Origin of the sequence: Citrobacter sp. Igbk 17 (assembly GCF_028069775.1) — a bacterium.
Lineage (GTDB): Bacteria > Pseudomonadota > Gammaproteobacteria > Enterobacterales > Enterobacteriaceae > Citrobacter.
Genome location: NZ_JANEWI010000009.1, coordinates 1 through 26,745, shown reverse-complemented (window position 1 = coordinate 26,745; position 26,745 = coordinate 1). Strand labels below are relative to the sequence as shown.

27 protein-coding genes and 5 tRNA genes are annotated in these 26,745 nt (G+C 51.8%); 9 read left to right on the top strand and 23 right to left on the bottom strand.

Annotation, left to right across the window (positions count from 1 at the left end):
- The first annotated feature begins 85 nt into the window (after positions 1-85).
- The gene (locus NNO08_RS07545; protein ID WP_271441236.1) at positions 86-904 is read left to right on the top strand and encodes a pyridoxal phosphatase; all 819 of its coding nucleotides are present in this window, start codon (positions 86-88) and stop codon (positions 902-904) included.
- Here NNO08_RS07545 and modC read toward each other — a convergent pair whose 3' ends face one another.
- From modC to NNO08_RS07525, 4 genes are all read right to left on the bottom strand, one after another.
- On the bottom strand, positions 905-1,963 hold the full coding sequence (modC, locus tag NNO08_RS07540; protein ID WP_271456465.1) for a molybdenum ABC transporter ATP-binding protein ModC: 1,059 nt from the start codon (positions 1,961-1,963) through the stop codon (positions 905-907). It abuts the gene before it with no gap.
- Between the two features lie 2 nt (positions 1,964-1,965).
- Entirely contained in the window at positions 1,966-2,655 is a 690-nt protein-coding gene (gene modB, locus NNO08_RS07535) for a molybdate ABC transporter permease subunit (RefSeq protein WP_005125418.1), read from the bottom strand.
- Positions 2,655-3,428 carry a molybdate ABC transporter substrate-binding protein gene (modA, locus tag NNO08_RS07530; protein ID WP_271456464.1) on the bottom strand — a complete coding sequence of 258 codons (774 nt, stop codon included), beginning with the start codon at positions 3,426-3,428 and terminating at the stop codon, positions 2,655-2,657. Before modA ends, modB begins: the two co-directional genes overlap by 1 nt.
- Before the next feature lie 189 nt (positions 3,429-3,617).
- Positions 3,618-3,767 (bottom strand): AcrZ family multidrug efflux pump-associated protein, encoded by a 150-nt coding sequence (locus NNO08_RS07525; RefSeq protein ID WP_003023026.1) that lies wholly within the window; start codon positions 3,765-3,767, stop codon positions 3,618-3,620.
- A gap of 130 nt (positions 3,768-3,897) precedes the next feature.
- Here NNO08_RS07525 and modE point away from each other — a divergent pair, with 130 nt between their 5' ends.
- The 7 genes from modE (at position 3,898) to gpmA (ending at position 11,767) form a co-directional block, all read left to right on the top strand.
- Complete coding sequence (modE, locus tag NNO08_RS07520) at positions 3,898-4,686, top strand: molybdenum-dependent transcriptional regulator (RefSeq protein WP_137384363.1); 789 nt, start codon at positions 3,898-3,900, stop codon at positions 4,684-4,686.
- Between the two features lie 157 nt (positions 4,687-4,843).
- A complete protein-coding gene (gene modF, locus NNO08_RS07515; protein WP_271450198.1) occupies positions 4,844-6,316 on the top strand; it encodes a molybdate ABC transporter ATP-binding protein ModF in 1,473 nt (490 codons plus the stop codon).
- A gap of 219 nt (positions 6,317-6,535) precedes the next feature.
- Positions 6,536-7,552, top strand: coding sequence for a UDP-glucose 4-epimerase GalE (galE, locus tag NNO08_RS07510; RefSeq protein WP_271450199.1), 1,017 nt, complete (start codon positions 6,536-6,538; stop codon positions 7,550-7,552).
- Between the two features lie 9 nt (positions 7,553-7,561).
- Positions 7,562-8,608 carry a galactose-1-phosphate uridylyltransferase gene (gene galT / locus NNO08_RS07505; RefSeq protein ID WP_271450200.1) on the top strand — a complete coding sequence of 349 codons (1,047 nt, stop codon included), beginning with the start codon at positions 7,562-7,564 and terminating at the stop codon, positions 8,606-8,608.
- Positions 8,609-8,611: 3 nt separating this feature from the next.
- A complete protein-coding gene (galK, locus tag NNO08_RS07500) occupies positions 8,612-9,760 on the top strand; it encodes a galactokinase (protein ID WP_271456463.1) in 1,149 nt (382 codons plus the stop codon).
- A complete protein-coding gene (gene galM, locus NNO08_RS07495) occupies positions 9,754-10,794 on the top strand; it encodes a galactose-1-epimerase (protein ID WP_271441231.1) in 1,041 nt (346 codons plus the stop codon). Before galK ends, galM begins: the two co-directional genes overlap by 7 nt.
- A 220-nt stretch (positions 10,795-11,014) precedes the next feature.
- Entirely contained in the window at positions 11,015-11,767 is a 753-nt protein-coding gene (gene gpmA / locus NNO08_RS07490) for a 2,3-diphosphoglycerate-dependent phosphoglycerate mutase (RefSeq protein ID WP_003022999.1), read from the top strand.
- 109 nt (positions 11,768-11,876) lie between these two features.
- Here gpmA and aroG read toward each other — a convergent pair whose 3' ends face one another.
- Positions 11,877-12,929, bottom strand: coding sequence for a 3-deoxy-7-phosphoheptulonate synthase AroG (gene aroG, locus NNO08_RS07485; RefSeq protein ID WP_271456462.1), 1,053 nt, complete (start codon positions 12,927-12,929; stop codon positions 11,877-11,879).
- A 374-nt stretch (positions 12,930-13,303) separates the two neighbouring features.
- Between aroG and zitB the strand changes: the two genes are divergently transcribed.
- Positions 13,304-14,245, top strand: coding sequence for a CDF family zinc transporter ZitB (gene zitB / locus NNO08_RS07480; protein WP_271441228.1), 942 nt, complete (start codon positions 13,304-13,306; stop codon positions 14,243-14,245).
- Here the strand turns inward: zitB and pnuC are convergent.
- The 18 genes from pnuC to cydA all read right to left on the bottom strand — a co-directional run bounded on the left by pnuC (position 14,242) and on the right by cydA (position 26,155).
- Positions 14,242-14,961, bottom strand: coding sequence for a nicotinamide riboside transporter PnuC (gene pnuC, locus NNO08_RS07475; protein ID WP_271454197.1), 720 nt, complete (start codon positions 14,959-14,961; stop codon positions 14,242-14,244). The two genes, zitB and pnuC, sit on opposite strands and share 4 nt — an antisense overlap.
- 27 nt (positions 14,962-14,988) lie before the next feature.
- Positions 14,989-16,032: a quinolinate synthase NadA gene (nadA, locus tag NNO08_RS07470; protein ID WP_271441227.1), complete on the bottom strand. Its 1,044-nt coding sequence runs from the start codon at positions 16,030-16,032 to the stop codon at positions 14,989-14,991.
- A gap of 436 nt (positions 16,033-16,468) precedes the next feature.
- Positions 16,469-16,544, bottom strand: a tRNA-Lys gene (locus NNO08_RS07460).
- Positions 16,545-16,576: 32 nt separating this feature from the next.
- Positions 16,577-16,652: transfer RNA gene (locus tag NNO08_RS07455), tRNA-Lys, on the bottom strand.
- A 48-nt stretch (positions 16,653-16,700) separates the two neighbouring features.
- Positions 16,701-16,776 (bottom strand) — tRNA-Lys (locus NNO08_RS07450).
- Positions 16,777-16,779: 3 nt separating this feature from the next.
- Positions 16,780-16,855: transfer RNA gene (locus NNO08_RS07445), tRNA-Val, on the bottom strand.
- Between the two features lie 26 nt (positions 16,856-16,881).
- Positions 16,882-16,957, bottom strand: a tRNA-Lys gene (locus NNO08_RS07440).
- A 164-nt stretch (positions 16,958-17,121) separates the two neighbouring features.
- Positions 17,122-17,910: a cell division protein CpoB gene (gene cpoB, locus NNO08_RS07435; protein WP_048212240.1), complete on the bottom strand. Its 789-nt coding sequence runs from the start codon at positions 17,908-17,910 to the stop codon at positions 17,122-17,124.
- A gap of 9 nt (positions 17,911-17,919) precedes the next feature.
- Complete coding sequence (pal, locus tag NNO08_RS07430; RefSeq protein ID WP_003022983.1) at positions 17,920-18,438, bottom strand: peptidoglycan-associated lipoprotein Pal; 519 nt, start codon at positions 18,436-18,438, stop codon at positions 17,920-17,922.
- Between the two features lie 34 nt (positions 18,439-18,472).
- On the bottom strand, positions 18,473-19,765 hold the full coding sequence (tolB, locus tag NNO08_RS07425; RefSeq protein ID WP_038638949.1) for a Tol-Pal system beta propeller repeat protein TolB: 1,293 nt from the start codon (positions 19,763-19,765) through the stop codon (positions 18,473-18,475).
- Between the two features lie 130 nt (positions 19,766-19,895).
- Positions 19,896-21,161, bottom strand: coding sequence for a cell envelope integrity protein TolA (gene tolA / locus NNO08_RS07420; protein ID WP_271456461.1), 1,266 nt, complete (start codon positions 21,159-21,161; stop codon positions 19,896-19,898).
- Positions 21,162-21,225: 64 nt separating this feature from the next.
- Positions 21,226-21,654: a colicin uptake protein TolR gene (gene tolR / locus NNO08_RS07415; RefSeq protein WP_137381327.1), complete on the bottom strand. Its 429-nt coding sequence runs from the start codon at positions 21,652-21,654 to the stop codon at positions 21,226-21,228.
- A gap of 3 nt (positions 21,655-21,657) precedes the next feature.
- On the bottom strand, positions 21,658-22,350 hold the full coding sequence (gene tolQ, locus NNO08_RS07410; RefSeq protein WP_003022976.1) for a Tol-Pal system protein TolQ: 693 nt from the start codon (positions 22,348-22,350) through the stop codon (positions 21,658-21,660).
- Positions 22,347-22,751: a tol-pal system-associated acyl-CoA thioesterase gene (gene ybgC / locus NNO08_RS07405; RefSeq protein WP_005125439.1), complete on the bottom strand. Its 405-nt coding sequence runs from the start codon at positions 22,749-22,751 to the stop codon at positions 22,347-22,349. The genes tolQ and ybgC overlap by 4 nt, the downstream gene beginning before the upstream one ends.
- A gap of 259 nt (positions 22,752-23,010) precedes the next feature.
- Entirely contained in the window at positions 23,011-23,304 is a 294-nt protein-coding gene (gene ybgE, locus NNO08_RS07400) for a cyd operon protein YbgE (protein ID WP_149335058.1), read from the bottom strand.
- Positions 23,304-23,417: a cytochrome bd-I oxidase subunit CydX gene (cydX, locus tag NNO08_RS07395; protein WP_061381940.1), complete on the bottom strand. Its 114-nt coding sequence runs from the start codon at positions 23,415-23,417 to the stop codon at positions 23,304-23,306. Before cydX ends, ybgE begins: the two co-directional genes overlap by 1 nt.
- A 14-nt stretch (positions 23,418-23,431) precedes the next feature.
- Positions 23,432-24,571 carry a cytochrome d ubiquinol oxidase subunit II gene (gene cydB / locus NNO08_RS07390; protein ID WP_271441224.1) on the bottom strand — a complete coding sequence of 380 codons (1,140 nt, stop codon included), beginning with the start codon at positions 24,569-24,571 and terminating at the stop codon, positions 23,432-23,434.
- A 15-nt stretch (positions 24,572-24,586) separates the two neighbouring features.
- Positions 24,587-26,155, bottom strand: a complete 1,569-nt coding sequence (cydA, locus tag NNO08_RS07385; RefSeq protein WP_137381347.1) for a cytochrome ubiquinol oxidase subunit I — start codon at positions 26,153-26,155, stop codon at positions 24,587-24,589.
- Positions 26,156-26,745: the final 590 nt, after the last annotated feature.

The following is a 26,745-nucleotide window of genomic DNA, read 5'->3' as shown; positions in this document are numbered from 1 at the left end:
AATTAAGGCTCAGAATTTTGTCCGGCCCCCGACTCGGTGTACCATTCTGACAGACAAAATTCTCAACCTTCATCTGGAAAAACCTATGACCGCACGCGTGATTGCCCTGGATTTAGACGGTACGTTGCTGACCCCGAAAAAAACCTTGCTGCCATCCTCTCTCGAGGCGCTCTCTCGCGCCAGAGAAGCAGGCTACCAACTTATCATTGTCACGGGTCGCCATCACGTTGCTATTCATCCTTTTTATCAGGCACTGGCGCTGGATACACCTGCAATTTGCTGCAACGGTACCTATTTGTATGATTATCAGGCGAAAAAGGTACTGGAATCCGATCCCCTTCCGGTTAATCAGGCGTTGCAGTTGATTGATATGCTGAATGAACACCAGATCCACGGGCTAATGTATGTTGACGAGGCCATGCTGTATGAACGCCCGACCGGGCATGTCGAGCGTACCGCAAACTGGGCGCAAACTCTGCCGCCGGAACAGCGTCCTACCTTCACTCAGGTACCGTCTCTGGCACAGGCCGCGCATGACGTGAATGCCGTGTGGAAATTTGCCCTGACTGACGAAGATATTCCAAAGCTACAGCAATTTGGTAAACATGTTGAACAGCAGTTGGGGCTGGAGTGTGAGTGGTCCTGGCACGATCAGGTTGACGTGGCCCGTAAAGGCAACAGCAAAGGACGACGCCTTGCCCAGTGGATTGAAGCGCAAGGTGGATCAATGGAAAACGTGATCGCCTTTGGCGATAACTTCAATGATATCAGTATGCTGGAAGCTGCGGGCACCGGCGTGGCGATGGGCAATGCCGATGATGCAGTCAAAGCCCGCGCCAATATTGTCATTGGCGACAATACCACCGACAGCATCGCCAAATTTATCTATTCTCAGTTGCTGTAATCAGGCGGTAATCGATACGCTCTTAATTTGGGCGTACAACCACAGGCCAGGCTTGATGCCAAGTTCATCCCTGGCCCATGGGCTAATTCTCGCCCACAGCGTTTTCCCGCCGACTTCAAGCTGTACTTCTACCTGTCCGTTGTCGTCATAGCATGACGCCACCTTTGCCCGTAGTACGTTACGAATACTGGTCTGCTGCGGCGGTTGTAATACCAGCGAAACATCAGATGCCTGAATCCGGATACGCAACGCGGTTTGCAGCGGTTTATCCAGCTTATTGACCCACAGATGCTGATCGCCCAGCGCCAGCGCTGTCATCGCATAATGCGGGTGATGTTCCAGTACGTTAACTTTCAGTATGCTGCTCTGCTGCTCTTTCGGTAGCCAGGGATGCATCACACTGCTTCCCCAGACATCCTCCAGCGAACCAAACGCTTTCACCTGCCCGTTTTCCAGCACCATCACTTTGTCCGCCAGGTGCAAAATTTCATCGAGCGAGTGGCTGACATACAACATGGGAATATTAATTTCGCGCGCCAGCCGCTGCAGATAAGGCAACAACTCACGTTTACGTGGAATGTCCAGCGAGGCTAACGGCTCATCGAGCAGCAACAATTCGGGTGCGGTCAGTAACGCGCGACCAATAGCAACACGCTGCTTTTCGCCACCAGACAGGCCGCCAGGTAGACGGTCGAGCAAAGGCTCTATGCCCAGCAATGCCACCAGCTTATCAAACTGTCCGGCCATGCTTTTCGCCATACCATAACGTAGATTACCGCGCACTTTGTAATGCGGGAACAGACGCGCATCCTGAAAAACATAGCCCACCCGGCGTTTTTCAGGCGTCAGGCAGATACCGTTTTCAACGTCATTCAGTACCCGACCGTTGAGCACAATGCGCCCGGACTGTGGTTGGGTCAGGCCACTGATAGCATTAATCAGCGATGTTTTGCCCGCACCAGAGACACCAAAAATAGCGGTGATACCGCTGGCTGGCAGCGTTTCGTTGAGCGTCAGACAATGGGTTCCCAGCGTCTGGGAGAAATTAAGTTCCAGCATAATTATCGCCCCGTCCGCTCACGGCTAATTCGCGCCAGCCACTCAGAAATGAGCAGCGAAATCAGCGCCAGCACAATAGAAATAATGCATAACCTTGCCGCCGCACTTTCGCCGCCCGGCGTCTGGATGAGGGTGTACATTGCCGAAGGAATGGTGCGCGTTTCGCCAGGGATATTTGAAACAAAAGTAATGGTTGCGCCGAATTCACCGAGTGAACGCGCGAACGCCAGCACCGTACCGACAATTATGCCAGGCAGCATCAACGGTAAGGTAATGGTCATGAATACGCGCCAGCGCCCGGCTCCCAGCGTTCGGGCCGCTTGCTCCAGCTTGACGTCTACGCCTTCAAGCGCCAGACGTATTGCCCGCACCATCAGAGGGAAAGACATTACCGCTGCGGCCAGAACCGCACCACGCCAGCTAAACGCAAAGGTGATGCCAAACCAGTCGTACAGCCATTCGCCAATAAATCCGCGCCGCCCCATAGCCACCAGCAGCAGGTACCCCACCACGACCGGAGGCAGTACCAGCGGCAAGTGCAGTACGCTGTCGAGCAACGCTTTGCCCGGGAACTTACAGCGTACCAGTAACCAGGCAAAGAAGATCCCAAACGGCAGGCTAAACAACACGGCCAGGGAAGAAACTTTCAGGCTCAGTAAGACAGCCTGCCATTCTGGATCAGTCAGTATCATTACTTGGTCGTAAATCCATAACGTTTGAAGATTTCAGAAGCCTGCGGTCCCTTCAGGTAATCATAGAACGCGCTGACCGTTGCGTTGGAGTGTCCATCAACAATCGCGATAGGGTATTCCACTTTTTTATGTGAGTCTTCCGGGAAGGTCGCCACAACTTTTACGCCTTTGCTGGCTACGGCATCAGAACCGTAGACAATGCCCAGCGGGGCTTCGTTGCGTTCAACCAGCGCCAATGCGCCACGAACATCTTCAGCCGGTGCCAGTTTCGGCGCCAGGGTATCCCATGCACCCAATTTTTGCAGCGCTTCTTTCGCGTAAATACCTGCCGGAACATGTTCCGGGTCGCCTACGGCCAGACGCCCGCCGTTCAACAGGCTGGTCCAGTTGGTTTTGCTGTCGATGGTGAAGTCTTTCTGTGCACTGGCTTTCGGCGCGACAACGACCAGACTGTTACCGAGCAGCGTTTTGCGCGTTGCGGTATCGATAGACTTTTTATCTACCGCGTAATCCATCCATTTCTGATCGGCTGAAATAAACAGATCGGCGGGTGCGCCTGCTTCAATCTGGCGTGCCAGCGTAGAAGAAGAGGCAAAAGAGGAGACAACATCAACATTCTTCTCTTTTTTATATTCTGCGGCAATGTCCTGCATCGCGTTCGTTAACGACGCCGCTGCAAACACTGTGATTTTACCTTCATCCGCCAGTGCATGTCCGGCAACAGAAAGAGAAAGTGTTGCCCCTGCAAACAAGCGTAACCATGTACGTGCCATCTGTAACTCCTTTGAGTTTCGTTATGTAGGCGCAAATATAACGATTAAATCAGGATTTTCCCAGTGGTTATTACTACCAATTAGAGGTTACACAAAGAAAATATCGGCAGGGAAAGCAGGATCTTGAGGAACTAACGCAGTTTGGTAATGAGCAATAAAAAACGCCCGGCTAAGCGGGCGTTCGGGGAATCAATGGTTCTGTCTGGATTGGTCTTTCTGACCGATACCGGAAAAAATGTTGAACACTTCACCCAGTCCGTAAATCAGTCCCAGAATGATGGCCATTACCACAGGTACCATGATTACGGCGAATACCAGACTTTTCAATAACTCTAACATGGTCAACTCCAGATATAGTCCTTAGTTGTATTCTAACCACATAACACAGAAAAGCACTCCCCTTTTGTGCGGTCGGCTTTGCTCGGGCGCGGTTTTCCGTCACAATACCCTTTTTTGCCAGGAGCTTGTTATGCAGGCCGAAATCCTACTTACACTGAAACTTCAGCAAAAACTGTTTGCCGATCCCCGCCGCATTTCTCTGCTTAAGCACATTGCGCTTTCCGGCTCCATCAGTCAGGGCGCGAAGGATGCAGGTATCAGTTATAAAAGCGCCTGGGACGCGATTAACGAAATGAACCAGCTGAGTGAGCAGACACTGGTAGAGCGCGCCACCGGTGGCAAAGGCGGCGGCGGTGCAGTGTTAACACGCTACGGCCAGCGCCTGATTCAGTTATACGATCTGCTGGCGCAAATTCAGCAAAAAGCCTTCGATGTCCTGAGCGATGACGATGCGGTTCCACTGAATAGCTTGCTGGCGGCCATCTCCCGCTTCTCACTGCAAACCAGTGCGCGTAACCAATGGTTTGGCACCATCACCGCACGCGACCACGACCAGGTGCAACAGCATGTTGACGTCCTGCTGGCCGATGGCGAAACCCGGCTGAAAGTCGCGATTACCGCGCAAAGCGGTGAACGTCTGGGGCTTGATGAAGGCAAAGAAGTCTTGATCCTGTTGAAAGCGCCGTGGGTGGGGATCACCCAGGATGATGCTATCGCTCAGGCCGCCGATAACCAATTGCAAGGCACCATCAGCCATATTGAACGCGGGAGCGAGCAGTGTGAAGTGTTAATGACCTTGCCGGATGGACAAACACTGTGCGCCACCGTGCCGACTGACGATGCACTATCACTGCAAGAAGGCGCGAATGTCACTGCCTATTTCAACGCGGACAGAGTGATTATCGCCACACTGTGCTAAATCTTTAAGCCCGCTTCGCCTGATGGCGCTGCGCTTATCAGGCCCACGTTCAGGCCGGATAAGGTACCCGCGCTGCCATCCGGCAACAAACTGCATTGACATTCCCGCCCGGACAACGTATCCCTGTCATTCATCGCTGCAAAAAATGGGATGCAAAATGTCATCGTTGCAAATTTCGCAAGGCACGTTTCGTCTGAGTGATACCAAAACGCTTCAGCTGAATTCGTTGACGTTAAACGCAGGTGATAGCTGGGCGTTTGTGGGGTCTAACGGCAGCGGAAAATCCGCACTGGCGCGTGCGCTCGCCGGAGAATTGCCGTTACTAAAAGGCGAACGCCACAGCCAGTTCACGCGTATAACCCGTCTCTCCTTTGAGCAGCTACAAAAGCTGGTCAGCGACGAATGGCAGCGTAACAACACCGATCTTCTGAGCCCAGGTGAAGACGATACCGGGCGCACCACCGCGGAAATTATTCAGGATGAGGTCAGCGACCCTGCTCGCTGTGCCGCCCTGGCGCAGCAGTTTGGTATTACCTCACTGCTCAGCAGACGTTTCAAATATCTTTCCACTGGCGAAACGCGGAAAACTCTGCTCTGTCAGGCACTGATGTCTGAACCCGATTTACTGATCCTTGATGAACCGTTTGACGGGCTGGATGTGGCTTCACGTCACCAGTTGGCAGAGCTGCTCGCAGCGTTACATCAGGCCGGTTTTACGTTAGTGCTGGTGCTAAACCGCTTTGATGAGATCCCCGATTTTGTGCAATATGCTGGCGTACTCGCCGATTGCACATTGACAGAAACCGGTGAAAAAACGGGTCTTCTGCAACAAGCGTTAATCGCCCAACTTGCGCATAGTGAACGGCTTGATGGTATTACCCTCCCCGAACCGGATGAACCTTCCGTACGCCGCATATTGTCTGAGAACGAACCGCGGATTATGCTCAACGACGGGGTCGTTTCCTATAACGATCGCCCTATTCTTCATCATCTGAGCTGGCGGGTAAACCCAGGGGAACACTGGCAGATTGTCGGTCCCAACGGGGCGGGAAAATCAACGCTACTCAGTTTAATTACCGGCGATCATCCGCAGGGCTATAGCAATGATTTGACGCTGTTTGGCCGTCGTCGGGGTAGCGGCGAAACTATCTGGGATATTAAAAAGCACATTGGCTACGTCAGCAGCAGCCTGCATCTGGATTACCGAGTGAGCACCACGGTGCGTAACGTCATTCTCTCAGGCTACTTCGATTCAATCGGTATTTATCAGGCCGTATCAGACAGACAACACAAGCTGGTGCAACAGTGGCTGGATATTCTGGGAATGGATAAGCGCACTGCTGACGCCCCTTTCCACAGCCTTTCCTGGGGGCAGCAGCGCCTGGCGCTGATCGTCCGCGCGTTAGTGAAACACCCTACGCTATTGATCCTTGATGAACCCTTGCAAGGTCTGGACCCGCTAAACCGCCAGTTGATCCGCCGCTTCGTTGATGTTCTGATCGGTGAAGGCGAAACCCAATTGCTGTTTGTTTCTCACCATGCTGAAGATGCACCCGCCTGCATTACCCACCGACTGGAGTTCGTACCAGAAAACGATATCTACACCTATCGGCAATCATCCCTGCGTTAGTTTTCATACCTGGGCGCGTTAATGCGCCCTTTTTTAGGCCAGATTTTTCAGATAAAATCTGCAATCATTAAATAACATAATGATTTAAAATCAAAAAATGCAGCTCAGGTGTTAAGAATTTGCATGTGTAAACGATTCCACTAATTTATTCCATGTCACACTTTTCACAACTTTGTTATGCTATCTTCATTACATGATATAGGCATAACGGAGCGAATTATGAGAGTATTGGTTACAGGTGGTAGCGGTTACATTGGGAGCCACACTTGTGTGCAGTTGCTTAAGAATGGCCACGACGTCGTGATCCTTGATAACCTCTGCAACAGTAAGCGCAGCGTACTGCCCGTTATTGAGCGTTTAGGTGGAAAACATCCGACCTTCGTCGAAGGTGATATCCGTAACGAAGCGCTGATCACCGAAATCCTGCACGATCATGCCATCGATACGGTCATCCACTTTGCTGGTCTGAAGGCCGTCGGCGAATCCGTTGCTAAGCCGCTGGAGTACTATGACAACAACGTCAACGGCACTCTGCGTCTGGTCAATGCGATGCGCGCCGCCAACGTGAAAAACTTCATATTCAGCTCCTCCGCCACAGTCTATGGCGATCAGCCGCAAATTCCTTACGTTGAAAGCTTCCCGACCGGCACACCACAAAGTCCATACGGAAAAAGTAAGCTGATGGTCGAGCAGATCCTGACCGATCTGCAAAAAGCACAACCTGAGTGGAGCATTGCGTTGCTACGCTATTTCAATCCGGTTGGCGCACACCCGTCAGGGGACATGGGCGAAGACCCGCAAGGCATTCCTAACAATCTGATGCCTTACATCGCGCAGGTTGCCGTGGGCCGCCGTGAGTCTCTGGCCATATTTGGTAATGACTACCCGACCGTAGACGGTACCGGCGTTCGCGATTACATCCACGTGATGGATCTTGCCGACGGTCACGTTGTCGCCATGGAAAAACTGGCAGGCAAGCAAGGGGTACATATTTACAACCTTGGCGCTGGCGTTGGTAGCAGCGTACTGGATGTGGTAAACGCCTTCAGCAAAGCCTGCGGTAAACCAGTGAACTATCATTTTGCTCCGCGCCGCGACGGCGATCTGCCTGCCTACTGGGCTGATGCCAGCAAAGCAGACCGCGAACTTAACTGGCGCGTGACGCGTACACTGGATGAAATGGCACAAGATACCTGGCACTGGCAATCACGCCATCCACAGGGATATTCGGATTAAGGACACGTCATGACGCAATTCAACCCTGTCGATCATCCACACCGCCGATTTAACCCGCTCACCGGGCAGTGGATCCTCGTTTCGCCGCATCGTGCAAAACGTCCCTGGCAAGGGGCGCAGGAAACGCCATCTAAACAGGTTCTGCCCGCGCATGATCCGGACTGCTTCCTGTGTGCAGGCAATACACGCGTTACCGGCGATAAAAACCCCGATTACACGGGAACCTACGTTTTTACCAACGATTTTGCCGCGCTGATGTCTGATACCCCGGATGCTCCCGACAGCCATGATCCATTAATGCGTTGCCAGAGCGCACGCGGTACCAGCCGCGTGATCTGCTTCTCGCCCGATCACAGCAAAACACTGCCAGAGCTCAGCGTACCCGCGCTGACCGAAATCGTGAAAACGTGGCAGGAACAAACCGCAGATTTAGGGAAAACCTATCCCTGGGTGCAGGTATTTGAAAACAAAGGTGCGGCAATGGGATGTTCAAACCCGCACCCGCACGGACAGATTTGGGCCAACAGTTTCCTGCCCAACGAAGCCGAACGTGAAGACCGTCTGCAAAAAGCGTACTTTGCCGAGCAGGGCACGCCAATGCTGCTAGATTATGTCCGGCGTGAACAGGCAGACGGCAGCCGTACGGTAGTAGAAACCGAACACTGGCTGGCAGTAGTGCCCTATTGGGCGGCATGGCCATTCGAAACACTGCTGCTGCCAAAAGCACATGTCCTGCGAATTACCGATTTGACCGACGAACAGCGAACTGACCTGGCGCTGGCGTTGAAAAAACTGACCAGTCGTTATGACAACCTGTTCCAGTGCTCTTTCCCCTACTCTATGGGCTGGCACGGCGCACCGTTTAACGGCGAAGAGAATGACCACTGGCAGTTGCACGCACACTTTTATCCACCGCTGCTGCGTTCCGCGACCGTACGTAAGTTTATGGTTGGTTACGAAATGCTGGCGGAGACCCAACGCGATCTGACAGCAGAACAAGCGGCAGACCGTCTGCGTGCGGTCAGCGACACCCATTTTCGCGAATCCGGAGTTTAAATAATGAGTCTGAAAGAAAAAACACAATCTCTGTTTGCTGAATCGTTTGGCTACCCTGCCACCCATGCTATTCAGGCACCCGGTCGTGTAAACCTGATCGGCGAACACACTGATTATAATGACGGCTTCGTCCTGCCGTGCGCCATCGACTATCAAACGGTTATCAGTTGTGCCCCCCGCGATGATCACACCGTTCGTGTGATTGCGGCGGATTACGACAATCAGACAGATGAATTCTCTCTTGATGCGCCGATTATCGCCCACGAAACCCAGCAGTGGTCAAACTACGTGCGCGGCGTCGTGAAGCATCTACAAAAGCGCAATAACGCCTTTGGCGGCGCGGATCTGGTGATCAGCGGCAATGTGCCGCAAGGTGCGGGCTTAAGCTCTTCTGCCTCGCTGGAAGTGGCCGTAGGTACTGTGTTCCAACAGCTTTATCACATGCCACTCGACGGCGCACAGATTGCCCTGAATGGCCAGGAAGCGGAAAACCAGTTTGTCGGCTGCAACTGCGGCATTATGGACCAACTCATCTCTGCACTGGGCAAGAAAGACCATGCGCTACTGATCGACTGCCGTACGCTGGGCACCAAAGCTGTTTCCATGCCGGAAGGTGTGGCGGTAGTGATCATCAACAGCAACTTTAAACGTACACTGGTTGGCAGTGAGTACAACACCCGTCGCGAACAGTGTGAAACTGGTGCGCGCTTCTTCCAACAACCCGCGCTGCGTGATGTCAGCCTTGAGGCCTTTAACGCGGTCGCACATGAACTGGATCCCATCGTTGCCAAACGTGTTCGCCATGTGATCACAGAAAATGCCCGCACGGTTGAAGCCGCAGCGGCTCTGGAGAAAGGCGATCTGCAACGTATGGGCCAGCTGATGGCTGAATCTCACGTTTCAATGCGCGATGACTTCGAAATCACCGTGCCACAAATTGATACGCTGGTCGAGATTGTTAAAGCAACTATCGGCGATAAAGGCGGTGTACGTATGACCGGTGGCGGCTTCGGCGGCTGCATCGTGGCGTTGATCCCACAAGATTTGGTTCCTGCCGTACAGCAGGCTGTCGCTGAACAATACGAAGCGAAAACCGGTATCAAGGAAACCTTTTACGTCTGCAAACCTTCACAAGGAGCCGGACAGTGCTAAACGAAATTCCCGTAATGGCGCCCGACGGCCAACCGTTTCGCCTGCTCACCCTGCGTAATGACGCGGGGATGGTAGTCACGCTGATGGACTGGGGCGCGACGCTGCTTTCTGCCCGTATCCCGCTTAGCGATGGTAGCGTGCGAGAAGCATTACTCGGCTGCGCCAGCCCGGAGCAATACCCACAACAGGCCGCATTTTTAGGCGCATCCATCGGCCGCTATGCTAACCGTATCGCAGACAGCCGTTATACCTATGCCGGTGAAACCGTTGCGTTACTGCCAAGCCAGGGTGACAACCAGTTGCATGGTGGGCCGGACGGTTTCGATAAACGCCGCTGGCAGATAGTGGATCAAAATGATCGTCAGGTGCTGTTTGCCTTAACCTCTGACGATGGCGACCAGGGTTTTCCGGGTCACCTCTGCGCCACCGCGCAATATCGCCTGACCGATGATAACCGTATTTCGATTACCTACCGTGCGACGGTGGATAAGCCCTGCCCGGTAAATTTGACGAATCACGTTTATTTCAATCTTGACGGCGACAAAACGGATATCCGTCAGCATACGTTGCAGATTCTGGCCGATACGTACCTGCCGGTTGATGAAATGGGTATCCCGCATGACGGACTGAAACCCGTGGCTGGCACCTCGTTCGATTTCCGGGCACCTAAACGCATCGACAGCGAATTTCTGGCCGATGACGATCAGCGCAAGGTGAAAGGTTACGACCACGCTTTCTTGTTGCAGGCGCAAGGCGATGCCCGCAAACCGGTCGCTATAGTTTGGTCCCAGGATGAAAAACTGCAAATGGAGGTATACACCTCTGCCCCGGCATTGCAGTTCTATTCCGGTAACTTCCTCGGCGGCACGCCCTCCCGTGGACCTGAAGTCTATGCCGACTGGCAAGGACTGGCGCTGGAAAGTGAATTTCTGCCTGACAGCCCAAATCATCCAGAATGGCCGCAACCAGATTGCTTTCTGCGACCGGGTGAAGAGTACACCAGCCTGACCGAATACCGGTTTATTCCTGCCTGACAGTTTACCGTGACGAGCTGATACCCGGCTCGTCATTTATTCCCTCTCGGGATCCGCTCAAAACCACACCACTCAAAGACAAAATCGCAACCTTGAGTTCACAAGAACCTTACACTGCGCCGCTATTTTCGCTATGGTTATGCGTAAGCATTGCCGCTGGTGCATTACGGCAATATAATGATAATTATTATCATTCAATATGATTCATAGGAGTGAGTGTATGGCTGTAACTAAGCTGGTTCTGGTACGTCACGGTGAAAGTCAGTGGAACAACGAAAACCGTTTTACCGGTTGGTATGATGTTGACCTGTCTGAGAAAGGCGTGGGCGAAGCAAAGGCGGCAGGTAAACTGCTGAAAGAGGAAGGCTACAGCTTCGATTTTGCTTATACCTCTGTGCTGAAACGTGCCATCCACACCCTGTGGAATGTCCTGGACGAACTGGATCAGGCCTGGCTGCCCGTTGAGAAATCCTGGAAACTGAACGAACGTCATTACGGTGCGCTACAGGGGCTGAACAAAGCCGAAACCGCTGAGAAATATGGTGACGAGCAGGTTAAGCAATGGCGTCGTGGTTTTGCGGTAACCCCGCCGGAACTGACTAAAGATGACGAGCGCTATCCGGGTCACGATCCGCGTTATGCCAAACTGACGGACAAAGAACTTCCGGTCACCGAAAGCCTGGCGCTGACTATCGATCGCGTTATCCCTTACTGGAATGAAACCATTCTGCCGCGCATGAAAAGCGGTGAGCGCGTCATTATTGCCGCTCACGGTAACTCCCTGCGTGCGCTGGTGAAATACCTGGATAATATGGGTGAAGATGAAATTCTTGAACTGAACATCCCGACGGGTGTACCGCTGGTGTATGAGTTCGACGAAAATTTCAAGCCGATCAAACATTACTATCTGGGTAACGCTGACGAGATCGCAGCAAAAGCCGCAGCGGTAGCCAACCAGGGTAAAGCGAAGTAATTTTCATCCCGGTTCAAACGAAAAAAGCGTGGAATGCTCCACGCTTTTTTTATTGCCGGATGGCTGCGTTGCCTTATCCGGCCTACCGAGCGTAGCCCGGATAAGTTTTTTACCCGCGACGCGCTTTAACCGCATCCGCCAGTTGGCGCAGTACCGCATCGGTATCTTCCCAACCAATGCAGGCATCAGTGATGCTCTTACCGTAAGTCAGCGGTTCACCGCTATCCGGGTTCTGATTACCTTCGACCAGATGGCTTTCGATCATCACACCAATAATGGCTTTCTCGCCGCCGGCAACCTGTCCACAAACATCGCTGGCTACATCCATCTGCTTTTTGAACTGCTTGCTGGAGTTGGCATGGCTAAAGTCGATCATCACCTGCGGAGACAGACCCGCTTTGACCAGACCTTCTTTTACGTCTGCGACGTGCTGGGCGCTGTAGTTCGGCTCTTTGCCACCACGCAGAATGATATGACAATCGCCGTTACCACTGGTATTCACAATGGCGGAGTGACCCCATTTGGTCACGGACAGGAAGCAGTGTGGTGCGCCTGCGGCGTTAATGGCATCAATGGCAACTTTGATGGTGCCATCGGTACCGTTTTTAAAACCAACCGGACAGGAAAGACCAGACGCCAGCTCACGGTGCACCTGAGACTCAGTGGTACGCGCGCCAATTGCGCCCCAGCTCATCAGATCCGCAAGATATTGCGGGGTGATCATATCCAGAAACTCACCCGCAGCCGGCAATCCGCTGTCGTTGATATCCAGCAGCAATTTACGTGCGATGCGCAGGCCATCGTTGATCTGGAAGCTGTTGTCCATATGTGGATCGTTGATAAGCCCTTTCCAGCCGACAGTGGTACGCGGTTTTTCAAAGTAAACGCGCATGACGATTTCAAGCTCGCCTTTCAGCTCTTCGCGCAGCGCCAGAAGACGTGCGGCATACTCTTTAGCGGCAGCCGGATCATGAATTGAGCACGGTCCAATAACAACCAACAGGCGATCGTCATTCCCTTTCAGAATTTTATGAATCGCCTTACGGGCATGCGCAACCGTATTTGCGGCATTTTCAGTAGCGGGGAATTTTTCCAGCAGTGCAACCGGGGGTAATAACTCGTTGATCTCTTTAATGCGTAAATCGTCGTTCTGATAATTCATGATTATTCCAGCGTAGCCATACTTATATAAATGAATGCAATCCCCCCAATCTATATCTTCAGTCATAAAGTGTAAACGGGGTTTTACAGTACGAACCGTGTTATCCCGGGATTAAGCAAAAAACGCAAGAATGTAGCGAATAGTGATATCCAGACCGCAAATCCCAACTGTAATTGCGGCTTTTATTATTATTTTCAAAATTCTGTGCTGACTATCGATACACATCGTGGATCTTTACCCACTGTACGGTAAGGCAACGCCCACTATTTACGTGGCTGATAAAGGGAGAATAGAAGCTCTCCTTTTTAATTTTATCCCCCCAAAAACGGTATGATGTCATACAGTAAAGATGAGAATAACAAAGGGATGGCACAATGGCGCACTCACATACTCATACTTCCCCCGACCAGCCAAAAGATAATAATGCCCGTCGACTGCTGTTCGCCTTCTGCATTACAGCGGGGTTCATGCTGGTCGAAGTAGTAGGAGGGATACTTTCAGGCTCGCTGGCGCTGCTGGCGGATGCCGGACATATGCTCACTGATGCCGCAGCGCTGCTTTTTGCTCTGCTGGCCGTTCAATTTGCCCGTCGACCGCCGACCATCCGACACACTTTCGGCTGGCTGAGGCTCACGACGCTGGCCGCATTTGTGAACGCTATTGCGTTGGTGGTGATCACGATTTTAATCGTCTGGGAAGCGATTGAGCGCTTCCATACGCCCCGTCCGGTCGCCGGCGGGATGATGATGGTCATCGCCGTTGCGGGTTTACTGGCTAACGTCCTTGCCTTCTGGGTTTTACATCGCGGCAGCGAAGAGAAAAACCTCAACGTTCGTGCCGCAGCGCTGCATGTGATGGGCGATTTGCTGGGCTCGGTCGGCGCGATCATTGCGGCACTGATCATTATCTGGACGGGCTGGACCCCTGCAGACCCTATTCTCTCTATTCTGGTTTCTGTTCTGGTGTTGCGTAGCGCCTGGCGCTTACTGAAAGACAGTGTGAATGAATTACTCGAGGGCGCGCCCCATGCGCTGGATATCGCCGCTCTACAGCGACATCTCAGCCGGGATATCCCCGAAGTTCGCAATGTACACCATGTTCACGTCTGGATGGTGGGTGAAAAACCGGTCATGACACTGCATGTTCAGGTCGTCCCGCCGCACGATCACGATGCGTTGCTGGAACGCATTCAGCACTTTCTTATTCATCACTATCAGATTGAACACGCGACGATTCAGATGGAATATCAGCCGTGCAATGGGCCGGACTGTCACCTGTATGAGGGACTGTCCGGCCATTCACATCACCATCACTAATGGGAAAACGCGCGTGAACCCCGTTCGCGCGCGCTGTTAATCCACATCCTGCTGCCGTTCAACGCGATCACAGTCAGAATCATGTATTCCAGCGACATGGCATACACCCCTTGCAGGGCAAAGATCACGACGCTGATGATGTTAATGAGCACCCACAATAGCCAGTTCTCGACGTATTTGCGCGTCATCAGGATCATCGCCACAATCGATAGCACCATCATGCAGGAATCCCAAAACGGGAACGCATCCGGTTGCAATTCAGGTAATGCAACCTGTAATCCCAGTCCTTGCATGATAGTCACCGCAATACGGGTGAGAAACGCAAACACCGGGTCGATGTACACTGTCATCAGACCAATTGCCACCACACAAGCCGCCAGCCAGCCCAACGCTTTTGGCAACGGCAGCCAGCGAATTTTAAGTTCAGCCTCATGCTGGCTGGTTTGCCGGGACCAGGCGTACCAGCCATAGATATTGGCGGCAAAAAAGAACACCTGCAGCAACAAGCTGGCGTAAAGTTGGATCTGAAAGAAGATAATCGCAAACAGCGTGACGTTTATCAGACCAAAGAAGTAATTACTGATTTTCTCCATACTGGCGAGGCCAATACACAGTAACCCGGCGATAGTCCCCACCGCTTCAATCCACGACAGATCGTACCCGCCTGCACCGATTGGAATATGTACCAGAATGTTCTGCGTGCTAAAAAAATCCATCTTTTCCCCCAGAGCGAAACGCCGTAATTAAGCTCGTAGTGTAGCCGCAAATTCCAGCATGCGGTTTAACGGCAGCAATGCGCCTTCTCGCAGCGCGGCATCAACATGTATCTCATGAGCCACACCACCCTGCTCAAGTCCCTCAGCAATCGCTTTAAGGCCGTTCATTGCCATCCACGGACAGTGCGCACAGCTACGACACGTTGCACCTTCACCCGCTGTCGGGGCTTCAAGCAGCTCTTTATCCGGAACAGCTTGCTGCATTTTGTAAAAAATACCCCGATCGGTCGCCACAATCAGTTGCTTGTGCGGTAACGATTTAGCGGCGCTGATTAGCTGGCTGGTTGATCCCACCGCATCAGCCATATCAACGATAGACTGGGGAGATTCAGGGTGCACAAGTACGGCAGCGTCAGGATACAGCCCTTTCATGCGTGTTAATGCCTGGGTTTTAAATTCATCATGAACGATACAGGCACCCTGCCAGCAGAGAACATCCGCCCCGGTCTGTTTTTGTACGTAGTTGCCCAAGTGCTTGTCAGGGGCCCAAATGATTTTTTCCCCCAAGCTATCAAGGTGTTCAATCAGTTCGACGGCAATACTGGACGTCACGACCCAGTCCGCACGTGCTTTAACGGCGGCTGAAGTGTTGGCGTAAACCACGACAGTGCGATCCGGATGCGCATCGCAAAATGCGCTAAACGACTCAATCGGGCACCCCAGATCTAGTGAGCATTCAGCCTGTAAGGTTGGCATCAGTATGGTTTTTTCCGGGCTCAGAATTTTGGCTGTTTCGCCCATAAACCGGACTCCCGCAACCAGCAACGTAGAGGCAGGATGTTTTGATCCGAACCGCGCCATCTCCAGCGAGTCAGAGATACAGCCTCCGGTTTCTTCGGCCAACTGCTGTATTTCAGGATCGGTGTAATAGTGCGCAACCATGACGGCATCACGCTCTTTCAGCAGACGTTTAATTTTCTCTCGATAAAATTGCTTTTCATCCACACTCAACGGCGCAGGTTTTGGCGGAAACGGGTAGATTGCTGCTTCAGGATCAAACATCACGCTCATCTTGCTTTCTCGTTTTACTGGCTTAACGAAATAACCGAGTAGAAGCGTGACATACGCTATATTCGGTTAGAATTGTTTTGTATGCTAAACAAGATAGCGGATTGGTGTCGAAAAGTCACAAGAATTGCGAGTGATGAATGCCGGATGGCGACTGGCGTCTTATCCGGCCTACATGAGTCGTGTCGTCAGTAGGCCTGATAAGCGAAGCGCATCAGGCAAGCAGATTCGAATCTTATAAATCGCAGATAGCAAAAAGGCGCCGCCAGCGCCCTCTTTTACACTGGTGGGGCGTGCAGGATGACTCGCTTCGCTCGCCCTCCGGGCCGTCGCCGTAAACGGCTCCGTTGTCTCACTACGTGAGACCCGAACCTGCTGCAGGTTCGAATCGTTAATTCTGTGCATAGCAAAAAGGCGCCTTTAGGGCGCCTTTTTACACTGGTGGGGCGTGCAGGATTCGAACCTGCGACCAATTGATTAAAAGTCAACTGCTCTACCAACTGAGCTAACGCCCCCATATGGGGTTTACTGCTTCAATTATTCAGGATGGTGGGTCGTGCAGGATTCGAACCTGCGACCAATTGATTAAAAGTCAACTGCTCTACCAACTGAGCTAACGACCCGCTCGGATGTCGCCTGAAAAATTTTTTACTCGACACCAATATAAGAATTGGTGGGGCGTGCAGGATTCGAACCTGCGACCAATTGATTAAAAGTCAACTGCTCTACCAACTGAGCTAACGCCCCGAGTGGTGGGTGATGACGGGATCGAACCGCCGACCCCCTCCTTGTAAGGGAGGTGCTCTCCCAGCTGAGCTAATCACCCGTTACTGCGCTGGATACTGCATTAAGTGGTGGGTCGTGCAGGATTCGAACCTGCGACCAATTGATTAAAAGTCAACTGCTCTACCAACTGAGCTAACGACCCACTTTTGCGCTGCTTTTGGTTTGTTTGATATCCCTTGGCAACGGCGGCATATATTACTGATTTCAGATTTTAGCGCAACAAAAATTTCGATGTAAATTACTCAACTGCTTAGGAATCACACGACGCGACCAGAAATAACACGATTTCTGGTCGCATGGTGTGCATTACATCGCGCCAAGACGTTTTTGCGCTTGTTTCGCGCCATCAGTACCAGGGTATTTAGTGATAACCTGCTGATAAACGGCTTTCGCTTTTGCTGTGTCACCTTTGTCCTGCATGATGACGCCGACTTTATACATCGCGTCTGCAGCCTTCGGTGATTTTGGGAAGTTTTTAACTACGGATGCAAAATAGAACGCTGCATCATCTTTTTTACCCTTGTTGTAATTCAACTGACCGAGCCAGTAATTCGCATTTGGCAGGTAAGTAGAATCCGGGTACTTTTTGATGAAGTTCTGAAATGCAACGATCGCATCATCCTGACGGGATTTATCCTGTACCAGAGCGATTGCCGCATTGTAATCAGTATTCGCATCGCCAGTTTGCGCCGGAGCGCCTGACGAGGCTGCAGCACCCGCATCGGGTGCTGGGGTTGCCGCCCCACTCTGATCACCAGCCGCAGATTGCGCCGCAGGCGCGCTACCGCTGCCGAGATTATTCATCTGCAGCAATATCTGTTTTTGGCGTTCAACAACTTGATTCAGCTGGTACTGACTTTCCTGAATTTGACCACGCAGGGCATCAATATCGGACTGATTATCGGAGAGTTGTTGCTGGAGTTGGGTTAAAAGCTGACTGTGAGCGTTAGAAATACGCTCGAGTTGAGTGACGCGGTCTTCGACCGAGCCAGAGCCGACACTACTGATTGGCGCCTGAGCAAAAGCGGCCCAGGGGGCCGCTATGCCAACCAGTAACGACAGACTCAACAGGTGATGTCTGAAGTTACTGCTCATGCAATTCTCTTAGTAAACCAGTACGGCGCGACGGTTTTTGGCGTAAGCCGCTTCGTCATGACCCAGTACTGCAGGTTTTTCTTTACCGTAAGAAACGATGGAGATCTGGTCCGCAGAAACGCCTTTACCCTGCAGGTACATCTTAACGGCGTTAGCACGACGTTCACCCAGGGAGATGTTGTACTCAGGAGTACCACGTTCGTCCGCATGACCTTCTACGGTGACTTTGTAAGACGGGTTGCTACGCAGGAAGTTAGCGTGCGCATCCAGCATTGCAGCGAAGTCAGAACGGATATCGTACTTATCCAGATCGAAGTAAACGATGTTGTTCTGCTGCAGTTGTTGCATCTGCAGACGCGCTTGCTCTTCGGAGGACATGTTGCCGCTACCGTTTGCATCCATACCAGTGCCGGCACCCAGCATGCCTTCGCTGCCGTCATTGCTGGCGTTCTTGTTAGAAGAACATGCCGCAATAGCCATAACAGGCAGAGCAATCATCAGCCCTTTCAGCACTTTGTTCAGTTGCATTTCAATGATTCCTTTATTAATCAATTATTTATTATCACAGATACGGCGACCAGGCAGGGAATTTAACCTGTCCATCAGTTGCCGGAAGACGCGCTTTGAAACGCCCATCTGTAGAAACCAAATTCAGCACGGATCCCATCCCCTGAGAAGAGCTGTAGATTACCATAGTGCCGTTAGGTGCCAGACTTGGCGTTTCGTCCAGGAACGTTGACGACAGAACTTGTACGCCACCCGCTACCAGATCTTGTTTGGCAATGTGCTGCTGACCATTCGCCGAGCTTACCATTACCATAAACTTACCGTCGCTGCTGACATCAGCATCCTGGTTTTGCGAACCTTCCCAGGTAATACGCTGCGGAGCACCGCCGTTGACGTTAACTTTATACACCTGCGGACGACCGGCCTGGTCAGACGTAAAGGCCAGGTTTTGGCTGTCCGGGAACCAGGTAGGTTCCGTGTTGTTGCTACGACCATCAGTGACCTGACGGATCTGACCGGAACCGATGTCCATAACGTACAGGTTCAGGCTACCGGTTTTAGACAGGGCAAACGCCAGTTTGCTGCCATCCGGAGAAAACGCAGGTGCACCGTTGTGACGCGGGAACGAAGCAACCTGACGCACTGCGCCGTTGGACAACGTCTGAATAACCAGCGCTGAACGACCGCTTTCGAAGGTAACGTAGGCCAGTTTAGAACCGTCCGGAGACCACGCCGGAGACATCAACGGCTGCGGAGAGCGGTGAACGACAAACTGGTTGTAACCATCGTAGTCAGACACACGTAATTCGTACGGGAACTGACCACCGTTCGTCTGAACAACATACGCGATACGGGTACGGAATGCGCCCTTAATACCGGTCAGTTTTTCAAATACTTCGTCACTTGCAGTATGCCCCGCATAACGCAGCCACTGCTTGTTCACTTTATAGGTGTTCTGTGCCAGTACGGTACCTGGTGCGCCACCGGTATCAACCAGTTGATATGCAACGCTATAGGAACCATCCGGGTTTGGCGTAACCTGGCCTACCACGACGGCATCAATACCCAGAGCGGACCATGCAGCAGGCTGAACTTCAGCTGCAGTCCCCGGCTGCTGAGGCAGACGAGATCTGTCTAGTGGGTTAAATTTACCGCTGTTACGCAGGTCAGCACCTACGATACCACCGATATCTTCAGGTGCAGCGCCCGGCCCTGCCCACTGGAACGGGACAACACCAATCGGGCGTGCCGAGTCTACCCCTTGGGTGATCTCGATACGTACTTCTGCATGCAGCACTGCTGCCCACAGCATCAGAAAACCAAATGCTACTCGTAATGCCTGCTTCATCATATCTCCCTTATCTGGACGGAACGCCCACGATAATTTAGCAGAATGTTAACAAACTCAAATACACAAAACTACCAGAACTCAGCGACTCCCGAAGATTGTTTTCCCCGCCGTAACGGGGAAACCTGGCTTACGGTTTAAAGTCCAGAGGTGCGTTTTTAAACACTTCGTATACCGCCTGGCTTGGTGGTTTTGGAATCTTCGCCTGTCGGGCTGCGGCAAGCGCTGCCTGACACAGTGCGGGATCGCCACCTTCAGACTGAATATCCAGCAACATGCCATCAGAAGCCAGTTTTATCCGCAGCGTACAGGTTTTGCCTGCATAGGACGATGCGTCATAGAACTTACTTTCAATAGCAGATTTAATCTGCCCGGCGTAATTGCTGATGTCCGCGCCTGATGCGCCATTATTTTTAGTATTACCACTCCCCGCCGGGGAAGCATTGTTTCCTTTCGCCCCACCGCCTGATTTCGGCGCATTCTTACCGGAGCTTAAGTCACCTAATAAGTCGTCAACACCCGAAGCGGCAGCAGCTTTTTCAGCGGCCGCTTTTTTCGCAGCGGCGGCTTTATCGGCTGCGGCTTTCTTATCGGCTGCAGCTTTTTCAGCGGCAGCTTTCTTATCTGCAGCGGCTTTTTCGGCGGCGGCTTTCTTCTCTGCAGCCGCTTTTTCAGCAGCGGCAGCTTTCGCGGCAGCCGCTTTTTCGGCAGCAGCAGCGGCTTTCTCAGCGGCAGCTTTTTCAGCCGCAGCTTGTTTAGCGGCTTCAGCCTGCGCTTTCTTCGCGGCGTCTGCGGCGGCCTTGGCAGCCTGCGCCTCAGCAACCTTCTTAGCATCGGCAGCCGCTTTTGCAGCTTCAGCTTCAGCTTTTTTCTGGGCATCAGCAGCGGCTTTCTTCGCAGCATCTGCCGCTTGTTTCGCCTGAGCATCTGCTTTGGCTTTCGCGTCTGCTGCAGCCTTCGCCGCAGCTTCTTCAGCCTGCTTCTGTTGCTCCTGTGCTTTCGCCGCAGCGGCTTCAGCCTGTTTCTGCTGTTCCGCCTGCTCGCGCACTTTTTCCTGCGCCGCTAAACGTTCTTTCTCCAGCTGTTTCAGACGCTCTTGCTCTGCCGCCTGCTTCTCACGAAGCTCCTCGGCCTGCTGCTGCGCCTGTTTCTCACGCTGTTCTTCTGCACGTTTCGCACTTGCCTGCTGTTGCTGCTGCCTGTCGTACTGTTGAACAACAGCACCAGGATCGACCATAACGGCGTCGATGGACGAGCCACCACCACCGCCGGCTGAAGCATCAATGTGCTCATCGAACGAACTCCAGATCAGTGCCGCAAATAAAATGACATGCAGCACCGCTGAAATAATTATCGCCCTTTTGAGCTTGTCGTTTTGTTCGGTTGCCTTTGACACTCTCGGTTCCCAAAAAACTGTTCGCCTGTTACGCGCTATCTTTCAAGCCAGGAATACGCAGACATCAGATTGGCTGCGTCATTAAGCCAACCGATTTCACGCCTGCACTGTGTAACAAGTTCAGCGCTTTAATTATTTCATCATAAGGCACGTCTTTCGCACCACCGATTAAAAAGACCGTTTTCGGGTTGGCCTGCAGGCGGCTCTTCGCTTCCGCAATAACCTGCTCTGGTGGTAGTTGATCCATCCTGTCTTTTTCAACCACCACGCTGTATTGTCCAACACCGGAAACTTCAATAATGACCGGAGGTTCGTCGTTGCTACTGACGGCTTGCGACTCAGTCGCATCCGGCAGGTCGACTTCCACGCTCTGTGTAATGATTGGCGCTGTTGCCATAAAGATCAGCAGCAGGACCAGCAGTACGTCGAGCAACGGTACAATATTGATTTCGGACTTGAGTTCGCGACGACCTCGTCCACGCGTTCTGGCCATGGTTTACCCCTTGTTGCTCTCGCTAACGGTAAACGCCTGGCGGTGCAGAATCGCGGTGAACTCTTCCATAAAGTTGTCGTAATTCAGTTCCAGCTTGTTCACGCGCTGATTCAGTCGGTTGTAAGCCATAACCGCCGGGATTGCCGCAAACAGGCCAATGGCTGTTGCAATCAACGCTTCCGCGATACCCGGTGCAACCATTTGTAGGGTTGCCTGTTTTACCGCGCCCAGCGCGATAAATGCGTGCATGATCCCCCAAACGGTACCGAACAGACCAATGTATGGGCTGATGGAGCCGACGGTTCCCAGGAACGGAATATGCGTTTCCAGCGTTTCCAGTTCGCGGTTCATAGAGATACGCATCGCACGGGATGCCCCCTCAACAACCGCTTCCGGCGCGTGGCTATTTGCCCGATGCAGGCGCGCAAATTCTTTGAATCCACTGTAGAAAATTTGTTCCGAACCGGCCAGATTATCCCGGCGCCCCTGGCTTTCCTGGTACAAACGCGATAATTCGATACCAGACCAAAACTTATCTTCAAACGCTTCTGCTTCACGTGAGGCGGCATTCAAAATACGGGTCCGCTGGATAATAATGGCCCAGGATGCGATTGAGAAACCAATCAAAATCAACATGATAAGTTTAACCAGAAGGCTTGCCTTCAGGAACAAATCAAGGATATTCATGTCAGTCACTGCTTAAACTCCGCGACAATAGACTTGGGAAGCGCACGAGGCTTCATTTTGAGTGGATCAACGCAAACAATCAGAACTTCGGCTTCATTCAGCACGACGTTCTCTGCGTTGACAATGCGTTGCGTGAAAACCAATGAGGTGCCACGCATTGACGTAATTTCGGTTTGGACTTCGAGCATATCGTCGAGCCGGGCTGGCGCAAAATATTCCAGGGTCATCTTGCGCACCACAAAGGCTACACGTTCTGCCAACAGCACCTGCTGACTGAAGTGATGATGACGCAGCATCTCTGTGCGTGCTCGCTCATAAAAAGCAACATAGCTGGCGTGGTAAACCACCCCACCGGCATCGGTGTCTTCATAATAGACACGAACCGGCCATCGAAATATATACTTATTCATTCTTACTGCCTCTTTGTTGGCTTCGTCCACTCACACCAGTCGCTTATCTTTGTAAACGCCTGGTGACTCGCGTTCTTGCCGCCGCGATGCATCAAGAATGTCGTTGTATATCGCGCTGTCTTCACTGTACATCCCGGTAGTGCTTTCAAACTTCGCTACTATACGCGCGGGAATGATGCTTTGGAATGGGGGAAAGTAAACGGAGAGTAAAAAATTATGGGCTTATGCAAGCCCATAAATATTTAAGGATGTTTCTTATTCAAAAGAAGAAGAAAATAAGACCAACAACGAGGACGATATCTGCGATAAGCGGGCAGAAGATGCCCTGCCAGTGCACCGCACGAGGACGAAATCCAACGCCATGAATGATGCCAGTGCAGACCGCCCACATCAGCAGGAAGCCATGCCAGATCTCAAGCTCACTGGTTTTGGCCGCGAAACGTGACGGATCCCAGAATATGCAACCAGCCAACACGATTGCCAGCACAAAGGAAAGCGCCCGCAAGGGGCGCTTATCCATCGCGTTGTATACCATCGCGATAATGTTGGTCATCAACTTTCTTCTTGTCCGGCTTTGCCTGATTCAACGTGCTCAAGCGCCAGTGCTGTGATTATCCCAAATGCACAGGCAAGAAGCGTTCCCAAAATCCATGCGAAATACCACATTTTTAGCTCCTTACTTAGTACAGAGAGTGGGTGTTGCTTTCAATATCTTCTTTAGTGATGCGACCGAACATCTTCCAGTAACACCAGCTGGTGTAGAGCAGAATAATCGGTACAAACACCGCCGCAACCCAGGTCATTAGGTTCAATGTTCTCTGGCTGGAGGTGGCATCCCACATGGTCAGACTTGCGTTCATCATGGTGCTGGACGGCATCACAAACGGGAACATTGCGATACCGGCAGTCAGGATGATGCAGGCTAACGTCAGTGAGGAGAAGATGAACGCCCAGGCCCCTTTCTCCATACGAGAAGTCAGAATGGTCAGCAGCGGCAGAACCACGCCCAACGCCGGAACCAGCCACAGGATAGGTGCATTATTAAAGTTCACCATCCAGGCGCCCGCTTCACGCACCACTTCTTTGGTCATCGGGTTAGAGGCCGCGTGGTGATCCAGTGCGGAAGTCACCACATAACCATCAATCCCGTAAATAACCCAAACACCGGCCAGTGCGAAGCAAACCAGAGTCACCAGCGCCGCAACCTGTGAGGTGGTACGTGCACGCAGGTGTAGTTCACCTACGGTACGCATCTGCAGATAGGTTGCGCCCTGAGTGATGATCATCCCTACGCTCACAATCCCTGCCAGCAGACCAAACGGATTCAGCAACTGGAAGAAGTTACCGGTGTAGTACAAACGCATGTACTCATCCATGTGGAACGGAACACCTTGCAGCAGGTTGCCAAACGCAACGCCGATAACCAGCGGCGGAACGAAGCTACCAATGAAGATGCCCCAGTCCCACATGTTGCGCCAGCGCATATCTTCAATCTTGGAGCGGTAATCGAAACCGACCGGACGGAAGAACAATGACGCCAGTACCAGGATCATCGCCACGTAGAAACCGGAGAACGCAGCAGCGTACACCATCGGCCATGCAGCGAACAATGCGCCACCCGCGGTGATAAGCCATACCTGGTTACCGTCCCAGTGCGGGGCGATGGAGTTAATCATAATTCGACGCTCGGTATCATTACGACCGAGGAAACGGGTGAGCATGCCCACCCCCATGTCGAAGCCATCAGTGACCGCAAAACCAATCAGCAGAATGCCAACCAGCAGCCACCAGATAAAACGCAATACTTCATAATCGATCATTTGACGACTCCTGTCTTAGCGTGCCGGCTGAGTAGTCACAGTAGACTGCTCGTAGTGATAACGACCGGTTTTCAGGCTACTCGGCCCAAGGCGTGCGAACTTGAACATCAGGTACAGTTCAGCCACCAGGAACAGGGTATACAGGCCGCAAATCAACAGCATCGAGAAGATGAGATCACCCGCAGTCAGCGAAGAGTTCGCCACGGCTGTCGGTAACACTTCACCTATCGCCCACGGTTGACGGCCATATTCTGCGACAAACCAGCCAGATTCAATGGCAATCCACGGCAGCGGAATCGCATACAGCGCTGTGCGCAGCAGCCATTTTTTCTCGCCGATACGATTACGAATCACGGTCCAGAAGGACACAGCAATGATAGCCAGCATCAGGATGCCGCACGCCACCATAATACGGAATGCGAAGTACAGCGGCGCAACACGAGGGATAGAGTCTTTCGTGGCTTGCTGGATTTGCGCTTCAGTCGCATCAGTCACTTTATCTGTATAACGTTTCAGCAGCAGACCATATCCCAGATCTTTCTTCATGCTGTTGAACTGGTCGCGAACAGCCTGATCGGTAGAGCCTGCGCGCAGTTCTTCCAGCAGCTGATACGCTTTCATCCCGTTACGGATACGCTCTTCGTGCTGCACCATCAGATCTTTCAGACCAATGACCGGTGTATCAACAGAGCGGGTAGCGATGATGCCCAACGCATAAGGAATTTGAATCGCAAAATGGTTTTCCTGCGCATCCTGGTCCGGAATACCGAACAGCGTAAAGGATGCCGGTGCAGGTTGGGTTTCCCACTCGGCTTCAATAGCAGCAAGTTTGGTTTTCTGCACGTCGCCCATTTCGTAACCAGATTCATCACCCAGAACGATAACAGACAGAATGGCAGCCATACCAAAGCTGGCAGCGATAGCAAAAGAACGTTTAGCAAACGCGAAGTCACGGCCGCGCAGCATATAGTAGGAGCTGATACCCAGAACGAACATCGCGCCACAAACATAACCAGAAGCCACAGTGTGAACAAATTTCACCTGAGCAACCGGGTTGAGCACCAGTTCAGAGAAGCTCAGCATCTCCATACGCATGGTTTCAAAGTTGAAATCCGCAGCGATTGGGTTTTGCATCCAGCCGTTCGCAACCAGAATCCACAGTGCGGACAGGTTAGAACCCAGCGCCACCAGCCAGGTGACACACATATGCTGGACTTTACCCAAACGGTCCCAGCCGAAGAAGAACAGACCTACAAAGGTGGATTCGAGGAAGAAGGCCATCAAACCTTCAATCGCCAGCGGCGCACCGAAAATATCCCCTACATAGTGGGAATAGTAAGACCAGTTAGTCCCGAACTGGAACTCCATGGTCAGACCGGTTGCCACACCCAGAGCGAAGTTGATACCAAACAACTTGCCCCAGAACTTGGTCATATCTTTATAAATCTGTTTGCCGGAAAGGACGTAGACCGTTTCCATGATGGCCAACAAGAACGCCATACCGAGCGTCAGTGGCACAAACAGGAAGTGGTACATCGCGGTCAAGGCAAACTGTAAGCGCGACAGTTCGACTATATCTAACATCATGACTCCTTGCTCATCGCATGAAGACTCCGAGAGTGAACCCCGTTAGAAAGGGTCACACGCATGCCCCAATACAAATTTATTTGCTTCCTTCCCCCGCTGCTCTTTCTTCTCATTTGAAGAAAGGACAATGATGAAAAGTTACAAACATGTTAATAAAACACTCAAATTGATCCCGCAATTATATTACGCCGTAAAATCCTTACAATAAACAGGTTTTTATCGAGGTAAATTTGCATTTTTCGATAGTGATCAATTTATAGCTAATTTATCACTTTCAGACCAATTTGATCTGCAGCAATTTAACCTCATTTGGTGAGGTTTACCAAGTTTTAAACATTGATTTAAATCAATTTTCAATTTTAATGTTAATAGTGTTTATCGCTAGCGCGACTAGTGAACACCATGTTAACGATATGTTTTTCAATGAGTAATTGCCGTTACTACAAATGATAGGATATTTATTTAAATCTACACGATCTTTTAACCAGTCGGCGGGACAAAATTATGGACAGATAAAGAGTCACTATTGCTGGGTAGCTCACAGTTTTTTGTTTAGCAAGTCCTGTAATCATTATTTAATACAAATT

Coding starts and splice junctions, on each gene's coding strand:
- cydA (WP_137381347.1), bottom strand. CDS start 26,155: ATGTTAGATATAGTCGAACTGTCGCGCTTACAGTTTGCCTTGACCGCG.
- galT (WP_271450200.1), top strand. CDS start 7,562: ATGACGCAATTCAACCCTGTCGATCATCCACACCGCCGATTTAACCCG.
- ybgE (WP_149335058.1), bottom strand. CDS start 23,304: ATGACCAACATTATCGCGATGGTATACAACGCGATGGATAAGCGCCCC.
- cydB (WP_271441224.1), bottom strand. CDS start 24,571: ATGATCGATTATGAAGTATTGCGTTTTATCTGGTGGCTGCTGGTTGGC.
- modF (WP_271450198.1), top strand. CDS start 4,844: ATGTCATCGTTGCAAATTTCGCAAGGCACGTTTCGTCTGAGTGATACC.
- modB (WP_005125418.1), bottom strand. CDS start 2,655: ATGATACTGACTGATCCAGAATGGCAGGCTGTCTTACTGAGCCTGAAA.
- gpmA (WP_003022999.1), top strand. CDS start 11,015: ATGGCTGTAACTAAGCTGGTTCTGGTACGTCACGGTGAAAGTCAGTGG.
- NNO08_RS07525 (WP_003023026.1), bottom strand. CDS start 3,767: ATGTTAGAGTTATTGAAAAGTCTGGTATTCGCCGTAATCATGGTACCT.
- cydX (WP_061381940.1), bottom strand. CDS start 23,417: ATGTGGTATTTCGCATGGATTTTGGGAACGCTTCTTGCCTGTGCATTT.
- nadA (WP_271441227.1), bottom strand. CDS start 16,032: ATGAGCGTGATGTTTGATCCTGAAGCAGCAATCTACCCGTTTCCGCCA.
- tolB (WP_038638949.1), bottom strand. CDS start 19,765: ATGAAGCAGGCATTACGAGTAGCATTTGGTTTTCTGATGCTGTGGGCA.
- galE (WP_271450199.1), top strand. CDS start 6,536: ATGAGAGTATTGGTTACAGGTGGTAGCGGTTACATTGGGAGCCACACT.
- pnuC (WP_271454197.1), bottom strand. CDS start 14,961: ATGGATTTTTTTAGCACGCAGAACATTCTGGTACATATTCCAATCGGT.
- pal (WP_003022983.1), bottom strand. CDS start 18,438: ATGCAACTGAACAAAGTGCTGAAAGGGCTGATGATTGCTCTGCCTGTT.
- NNO08_RS07545 (WP_271441236.1), top strand. CDS start 86: ATGACCGCACGCGTGATTGCCCTGGATTTAGACGGTACGTTGCTGACC.
- galK (WP_271456463.1), top strand. CDS start 8,612: ATGAGTCTGAAAGAAAAAACACAATCTCTGTTTGCTGAATCGTTTGGC.
- modA (WP_271456464.1), bottom strand. CDS start 3,428: ATGGCACGTACATGGTTACGCTTGTTTGCAGGGGCAACACTTTCTCTT.
- modC (WP_271456465.1), bottom strand. CDS start 1,963: ATGCTGGAACTTAATTTCTCCCAGACGCTGGGAACCCATTGTCTGACG.
- tolR (WP_137381327.1), bottom strand. CDS start 21,654: ATGGCCAGAACGCGTGGACGAGGTCGTCGCGAACTCAAGTCCGAAATC.
- cpoB (WP_048212240.1), bottom strand. CDS start 17,910: ATGAGCAGTAACTTCAGACATCACCTGTTGAGTCTGTCGTTACTGGTT.
- modE (WP_137384363.1), top strand. CDS start 3,898: ATGCAGGCCGAAATCCTACTTACACTGAAACTTCAGCAAAAACTGTTT.
- ybgC (WP_005125439.1), bottom strand. CDS start 22,751: ATGAATAAGTATATATTTCGATGGCCGGTTCGTGTCTATTATGAAGAC.
- aroG (WP_271456462.1), bottom strand. CDS start 12,929: ATGAATTATCAGAACGACGATTTACGCATTAAAGAGATCAACGAGTTA.
- zitB (WP_271441228.1), top strand. CDS start 13,304: ATGGCGCACTCACATACTCATACTTCCCCCGACCAGCCAAAAGATAAT.